This is a genomic window from Gordonia otitidis NBRC 100426 (assembly GCF_000248075.1).
Classification (GTDB): Bacteria; Actinomycetota; Actinomycetes; order Mycobacteriales; family Mycobacteriaceae; genus Gordonia; species Gordonia otitidis.
Map to the genome: position 1 here is coordinate 23,758 of NZ_BAFB01000221.1, position 7,206 is coordinate 30,963.

The following is a 7,206-nucleotide window of genomic DNA, read 5'->3' on the forward strand; positions in this document are numbered from 1 at the left end:
TCGATGTCAGTGGCGGTCGGCGCCACCGACATCAAACTGCCTGTGGGGCGTGTCCGCTGTCGGTGACCCGCTCCCCGTGATTTCCACTTGCACCGGTAGTTGCACCAGAAGATCTCGATAATCCCTGGTCGCCGACCCGCGCGCTGGTGCAGATTGATGCACAACTGGTTCAACCTCCCTGCATCTCAGCAGTCACCGGTATAGGCAGACATAGGGTCTCCTCGGTAGAGGACAGTGTTGGTGTCGCGTATGAGTGCTGAACGATCTTGTTCCACGCGTGTGCCGTCGGCTAGCCGTCGGCGACGCGCACGCGGCGATGATGGAGCGCGGGTTTCTGGGAGCTAACCCGTTGGGCGGCTGGGAGATTAAGGCGCTTCGCCGTCACGTAGTACATAAACACGGCCCTTCATGAAGGGCTTGTCTTCGGGTCCTTTTACGAAAGCTGAGATGTACATCGGCTTGCGCAATGAGCGATGCGGCCCATATGCCTGTTGCTTCCAGTGTCCGCGTACCCACCATCGGTGTCGGTACTGTCGCCGAGATCGGCTGTTGTTGGAGCCACCAGTTTCGCGCTCGGACGGTTCTTGCTGTTGGGGGTGGACGTCAATGATGCTGACATCCGCTGTTTGTCGGCGGGGGGGCGGTCCAGGTACTGGCGGGTCATCATTCTTTCTGTGTGGAATAGGTGCCGTTTCGTGGGCGACCTGGGCTGTTGACGGTTGACTCATGATGAGCCACATCGCACCGATGAAGGACAAGATGCCGCCATCTTCACGCTGGGTGCGTTCATCCGCAGTCGAGGTGAGCGCATCAGCATCGAAGTGATAGATGTGGACCGGCGTAAGCGGCGCACCGTCCCAAGCAGGGTTGCCCCCGGATGCAGAAGGTTGACGTGTGAGGGTCGCAACGCGGAGATTGCCCGTCAGATCGTCAACCGACCACACCATCCCATCCCAAGGGACTTGGACAACCGTTTCCCCAACAAGCGGCGTCTCGTCCCACTCGGTCGATGGTATCGACCCGGCAGGTTCAGCGAAGGCGACAAGACCGTTGAGTGATGGAGCGGCCTCTGTTGGTGTCCAGTCAGGAAGTGACTGTGCTGCCGCTGCCGTGAACCGAACCATTCGCTTGGTCACCCAGAAGAGCTCCGCAGCATCAACGTCCCTCAGCGAATCTCTACTATCCGCGATCTGCTGCTCAGCGTCGTACCGGCTATCGAGCGCTGCGAAAATGTCGTCATCTTCGGCCTCCTCGATAGTGATGTCGGCATCGGCAAGCACGTCGGCGTACCGGTCGCGATCAGCGGTGAAGCCTGCGGACAGAGCTGAACGCAATGCAGGCATTGCGTAGATGGACCATTGCTGTTTTCGACGTCCCACTGAAAGCTCCCCCCAATCTCTTCGTCGTTAATGTGCCCGCTGGGCTTCCGTCCTGTTATCCCAGGTTGTCGCGCATGATCTCGGCGACAGGCAAACCAGTGCGGGTGGACCAGTCCGATGCGATGGCGGCAACGCATACCGCGGCACCGATGGCCGTGTCTCGACTGCCGAACCTGCCGAAAAACCAGCGGTCCGACTGGTCACTGGCGGCCCTACCTCTACGGGCTAGTGGAACCAGGTCGCGCGCTGCCGCGATCTGATTGGCGGTTAGTGTGGTACTGCTCTTCACCCACGGCGTCGACGTGCACGCCCGTGGGGCTGATCCGTTGCGGCGAAGCCAATGGTCCACAGTCGCCCGACTGAATCCGCCGACGAGTCCCACCCTTGTCGGTTCGCTTAGATCAGAGGAGGGCGGGGTGTCGGCATAGGCGATTAGACCCGTAGAGCTGAGTGCTTCATCAATTCCAGCCGCAACAGTTACCGCGGCAAGTTCCGTAAGTAGATCGATGATCTCAGTCCGGTCTTCTCCGGTGGGCGTCGACATCGCGCGATTCCATAGATCCGTTGCCGCGTCCATGCCCGCTTGCAAATCCTGCATGGTGCATACCGTTCCGTCTGGGTTGAGCGCAGCACCTCCAATGGGGAGGGTGTACCCGAGTGCTAAGAGATACGGTTTGAGGAGCTCCCACTGTTGCTGTGCTAAACCACGCTTTCGCACTGCTGAGATTTCTGGGCCGTGCTTGTTTGCCTTGCCCGACCAGATCTTTCCGTCATGCGTGTTGTCGTCGTTGGCGTTGGTCATCGATTCTCTCTTGGGTAACAGGGTTGTTGTCGATCGCCGAGCACTGCGGTAGAAGGAAGTTGCCACGCTCGGGATTTGCGCGGCGTTATCGTGTCCGCGACAGTCATGCGCAGCCAAGTGAGTCATTACTGTACTGTCCCCAGCGACTCCTTCCCACGATCTGTCATCCTCGACATGTGTCCCCGCCATCTGCGTGCGCGTCTGCGGATCGCGTCAGGGGGTGCTTGACGATCGTGACGTCGGGCAGTTGTTCGGTGACTCGCGCGGCGACGTGGCGCCACCAGCGTGCGGGCATGTGGTCGTGTTCGGGGTGGGCGGTGTGGAAGTCGTGGTCGCGGCGGTAGATCTCGACGGTGCGGGTGCTGTCGGTCTTCTTAAGTCGGGTCACGAGCTCGTCGACTGTGGCGCGGGTTGTTCTGGCGATGTCCGCGATCTCGTCGCGGGCACGGAACGATACCGGGTCTCGGCCGGTCTCCCAGGCGCGCACTGTGTCTGCTCGCACCCGAAGCATCTCTGCGAGGTCGCTGCCGGTGAGGCCGAGGTATTCGCGAATCATCTGCAGCTCGGCGCCTGACATCCGCTCAGCGGTCGCGGTGTGGATGGTCATAGTTGTCCTACTCGCGCGATCTGGGTGCCGTCGTCGAGTAGTTTGACGATCGCGCCGACGACCTCTTGTATCGTCCCGCCGTTGCGTTTCTCGATGGTCACGATGTCTCCTTCGGTGAGGCCGACGCCGTGGATGAACCACTCTCCGCCGAGGCGTTTCCACCGGCATACCCGCCCGGAGGTGAAGGCGTCGTGCCGTGCTTGGGTGGCGGCGCGTTGTGTGGTGGTTGTCATGATGTCTTCCGCCTGGATTTCGTGGTCGGGGCTAATAATCCCGCGACTCTCAACGACATCAACAATACCCCACACAGTGTGGGGTGTGGTGGTTTGTGACAGCGCGAACCAATGGTTCGCCCCGCCGGTGCGTGTGGTTCGGCATCCAGTGCCTTGGGCGGTCGTACAGTCCCCGCCCTGCGGGGTGGTGGAGTGTGCCGCGCGAGCTCGTCGCCGTCGCCGGCGGGCGGTGACGCCGCGTCGGTCAGCCGATGCGGGCGACGTGCTGCGCGGTGCCCGGGCCGCATCGGCGAACGCCTATGTGTGGTGCTGATGTCGTGGGCGCGGCCACGTTCTCAGCGGCTGGCGCCATCGGTGTGTGCGTCGCAGTCGGGTGGGCTGGTCGAGGGTAGTCCACCGAAGCGTGCGAGAAGCCATCGAGCGTGTGCGTGGTGATGGCGGAGTTCGGTCGCCAGGGCGGAATACGGGCTGGCGGCCGCCTGCAGTGCAGCTTCTATGTCCCTGATCTCGCTGACCAGCGATAGCCGTTGCGCCGAATAGTCCTTGGCGCATCTCGGCGAACAGAACAGTTGGCGGCGACCTCGCGCTGTCCATGGCCATGAGAAAGTCCCCACTGGTGGCCAGGTCGAGGTCCCCGTTGGTGGCCAGATAAAAGTCCCCACCCTGTGTTCGTCGTGTCGACCCGGAACTGAGGGCCCAGGCGATGACGGTGAAGGTGCCAACCGTTCACTATCACCGCCTGGGAGTTCCATTGAAGTCTGCGAAGGACCGTATGGACATCATTTCTGCTTACCGAGAACTCGGAAGCTATCGCGCTGCCGCCGAGGTGTGCGGCACTACCCACAAGACCGTCAAGCGTGTGGTCGATCGGTTCGAGGCCGACGATCAGCCACCTGATCGCAAGGGACGGGCCCGCAACTACGATGTGGTCGCCGAGTTGGTCGCTGAGCGAGTCGAGCGGTCGCGCGGCCGGATCACTGCCAAGCGCCTGCTGCCGGTAGCACGTGCCGCGGGCTATGAGGGCTCGGCCCGTAACTTCCGTCGTCTCGTCGCCCAGGAGAAAACACAGTGGCGCCGTGATCATCATCGTGGGCGTCGTCCGGCAGTGTGGGCTCCGGGCGATTACCTGGTCATCGATTGGGCCGTGATCGGCGGGTTGCACATGTTCTGCGCGGTTTTGGCGTTCTCGCGGTGGCGGTTCGTTCGGTTCGCCACCAACGAAACAGCTACCACCACACTCGGATTTATCGCCGAAGCGTTGGACGAGATCGGTGGAGTGCCCAACAAGGTACTCGCTGATCGGATGGGCTGCCTCAAAGGTGGAGTCGTCGCCAATGTCGTCGTACCCACCCCCACGTATGTGCGATTTGCCACCCACTACGGGTTCGCCCCGGACTTCTGCCACGGCGCCGATCCGGAATCGAAAGGGATCGTGGAAAACCTCTGCGGGTACGCGCAGTCGGACCTGGCGCAACCGTTGTGGACCGAAGCCAAGATCGCCGCTGGTCGTGACGACGTGCAGCTGGATGTGCACGTAGCGAACCGGGCCGCGCGGGACTGGTGTGTCGAGGTCAACACCCGCCGCCACAGCGACACCCTGTGCGTGCCTGCTGAGCAACTCGATGTGGAACGAGAAGTGTTGTCGGCGTTGCCGTCTCTGCGTGCTCAGGTCGGTCCACCGCCGGTCGCACGTAAGGTCGATCGCCTCTCGTGTATTCGGTATGCCTCGGCCCGCTACTCAGTGCCCAACCGGCTCATCGGCACCACCGTGACCCTCATCCAGGACGGTGAGCGGCTTCTGATCGCCGAATCCGCCTCCGGTGAGGTGGTCGCCGATCATCTGTTGGCCGCACCTGGTGAGGTCGTCCTCAACGACGACCACTACGGGGGGCCACGCACACCGCCCAGTCGTGCACCACGGCCCAAAACTGCGGTAGAGAAACAGTTCTGCGATCTCGGTGAGGTTGCTGAGCAGTTCCTGGTCGGTGCTGCAGCCATCGGCAACACCCGCCTGGGCGGTGAACTCGATGACATCCTCGGCCTGGTCACCTCCCACGGCCGCGAACAGGTGCTCACCGCTCTGACCAGGGCGGTGGCGTTCCGGCGGTTCAAGGCCGCCGATGTGCGTTCGATCCTCGATGCCGGAGCCGGCACCCCCAACCCGCGACCGGCCGGCACAGCACTGTTGGGCCACCTGCCAACCGCGCCCACCCGCTCGCTGGATGCCTACAAGCTCGGCACCGGTGACAAGGAGGTTTCATGACCACCACAACATCGCAACCCGTTGCACCCCAAACAGTTCCGCCACTACCGGCCGATCTCGACCACGCGCTACGCCGATTGAAGCTGGCCTCGATCCGCCGTAGCGCCCCCGAGGTGCTGCTCACCGCGAAAACCCAGCGGTGGACACCCGAAGAAGTGCTGCGGACCCTGGTGGAAACCGAGATCGCCGCCCGTGATGCCTCCAACATCCGCAACCGACTCAAAGCTGCCGGGTTCCCGGTCACCAAAACCCTGGAATCGTTCGACGTGGCCGCATCTTCTATCCCGGCCAACACCTTCGAATACCTGTCCTCACTGGAATGGGTTCGGGCCCAACACAACCTGGTCCTGATCGGCCCGGCCGGAACGGGTAAGAGTCACACCCTGATCGGGCTGGGGATCGCCGCAGTGCACGCCGGGCACAAAGTGCGGTACTTCACCGCCGCCGACCTCGTGGAGACCCTGTATCGCGGGCTGGCTGACAACACCGTCGGCAAAACCATCGACACCCTGCTACGCCAAGACCTGCTCATCCTCGACGAGATCGGATTCGCCCCGCTCGACGACACCGGCACCCAACTGCTGTTCCGGCTCGTCGCCGGCGCCTACGAACGCCGCTCCCTCGCGATCGCCAGTCACTGGCCCTTCGAACAATGGGGACGATTCTTGCCCGAACACACCACCGCCGCCAGCATCCTCGACCGGCTCCTACACCACGCCACCATCGTCATCACCGACGGCGATTCCTACCGCATGACACACCGAACGGAGGTACCACCCACCTAGAACATCCCGCACAGGGTGGGGACTTCTACCTGGCCACCAGCGGGGACATCAAACTGGCCGTTGACACGCGCCAACGCGTAGTCGCAGCTGTTCACACAGGCCGGGTGCAAACAGTGCGCGGTGCTGGGGTACTTCGCGCGTCGGGCCGCCCATGCCTCGAGCGCTGTCAGTTCGCTATTCCTTCGCGCACCCATGCGTGTCTTCTCTCGTCGTGGTGAGGTGTGACGCTACCGCCGCGCCGACGGCTGAACCAGAGGGACTTGCGTCAACTATGTCCCCCTAAAGCAGTGGTAGAGCCCGCGCTTGGTGGCGGGCGCCGGTCGGCGCCAGGGCCGCAAGCACGCATTCCGTTGACGATCACGGTCGGCTCGCGAGGCGGACAGCGACGCGGTGACGGTCGGATGGTCAGATCGGCAGCCGCCGGCGCCGAGCTGCGCCACCGAGCACGCCCCCACGTCCGCAACGGGGGCACGGACTGCGCAGCCCGCCAGGCCCCGACCGCCCGGGGGCGACGACGATCGTGGGCTGGTTCGCGTCGCAGTGCGGGTGTCCAACACTCAACCAGTTCGGGCCGTCTGGTCCCCGGATCATCCGTCATGTTCGGCCGCACATCCCTGCGTGCGGCGATGCACGCAGCAGGACCCGGGCAGCCTGCCAGGCCGGTGGCGTCGACCGCGAGCTCGCCGCGGTCGCCTTGCGGATCGGACCGCCCAACAGGGCACAGTATTCGTCCCCTGAACAGAGCGCTGCCATCCCGCAAAGGAATCGCAAGCTGCTCGAGCTGCCGCACGGCCGCCTGCCCGCCGTCACCCCCGGCCCACCGCTGTACAGTCCCCTCCCCGAACTGCGGCGTCAGCGGTGAAGTTGCTGTTCGTTGCAAGGCCTGCGTATGGGCCTGCCTCGACGTCAGCGGCCGTCGACCACACCGCCGCCGACGACACCCTCGCGCACACCATTCGTCCCCTCCAATGAGGGGGCCGCCACTGGCCCACCGCCACGACCACCGGCACTCACCAATCCCAGCCAGCAGCGAGCAGCCCACCGCCCGAGGGCTGTACAGTCCCCCTCCCACCCAACGCCGCGGACCCACCCGACCAGCCCCGACAGCCACCAGCCGTCGCAGCCGCCACCCGCCGC

At 63.8% G+C, this 7,206-nt stretch carries 7 protein-coding genes; 2 read left to right on the forward strand and 5 right to left on the reverse strand.

Annotated elements, in window-relative coordinates; all coding sequences use genetic code 11:
- Positions 1-365: 365 nt before the first annotated feature.
- The 4 genes from GOOTI_RS21250 to GOOTI_RS26320 form a co-directional block, all read right to left on the reverse strand.
- Positions 366-1,343, reverse strand: a complete 978-nt coding sequence (locus GOOTI_RS21250; protein ID WP_039994532.1) for a hypothetical protein — start codon at positions 1,341-1,343, stop codon at positions 366-368.
- Between the two features lie 91 nt (positions 1,344-1,434).
- Positions 1,435-2,181: a type 2 periplasmic-binding domain-containing protein gene (locus GOOTI_RS21255; protein WP_007240670.1), complete on the reverse strand. Its 747-nt coding sequence runs from the start codon at positions 2,179-2,181 to the stop codon at positions 1,435-1,437.
- Between the two features lie 163 nt (positions 2,182-2,344).
- Positions 2,345-2,788: an Aca2/YdiL-like domain-containing protein gene (locus tag GOOTI_RS21260; protein ID WP_007240671.1), complete on the reverse strand. Its 444-nt coding sequence runs from the start codon at positions 2,786-2,788 to the stop codon at positions 2,345-2,347.
- Entirely contained in the window at positions 2,785-3,021 is a 237-nt protein-coding gene (locus tag GOOTI_RS26320) for a hypothetical protein (RefSeq protein WP_007240672.1), read from the reverse strand. The genes GOOTI_RS21260 and GOOTI_RS26320 overlap by 4 nt, the downstream gene beginning before the upstream one ends.
- A 751-nt stretch (positions 3,022-3,772) precedes the next feature.
- Here GOOTI_RS26320 and istA point away from each other — a divergent pair.
- Both istA and istB read left to right on the forward strand, forming a co-directional pair.
- Positions 3,773-5,284: an IS21 family transposase gene (gene istA / locus GOOTI_RS21270; RefSeq protein WP_007240673.1), complete on the forward strand. Its 1,512-nt coding sequence runs from the start codon at positions 3,773-3,775 to the stop codon at positions 5,282-5,284.
- Positions 5,281-6,069: an IS21-like element helper ATPase IstB gene (istB, locus tag GOOTI_RS21275; protein WP_007240674.1), complete on the forward strand. Its 789-nt coding sequence runs from the start codon at positions 5,281-5,283 to the stop codon at positions 6,067-6,069. Before istA ends, istB begins: the two co-directional genes overlap by 4 nt.
- Before the next feature lie 906 nt (positions 6,070-6,975).
- Here the strand turns inward: istB and GOOTI_RS26550 are convergent.
- Positions 6,976-7,206, reverse strand: a 231-nt coding sequence (locus tag GOOTI_RS26550) for a hypothetical protein (RefSeq protein ID WP_217997298.1), incomplete at its 5' end; no start/stop codon positions are given.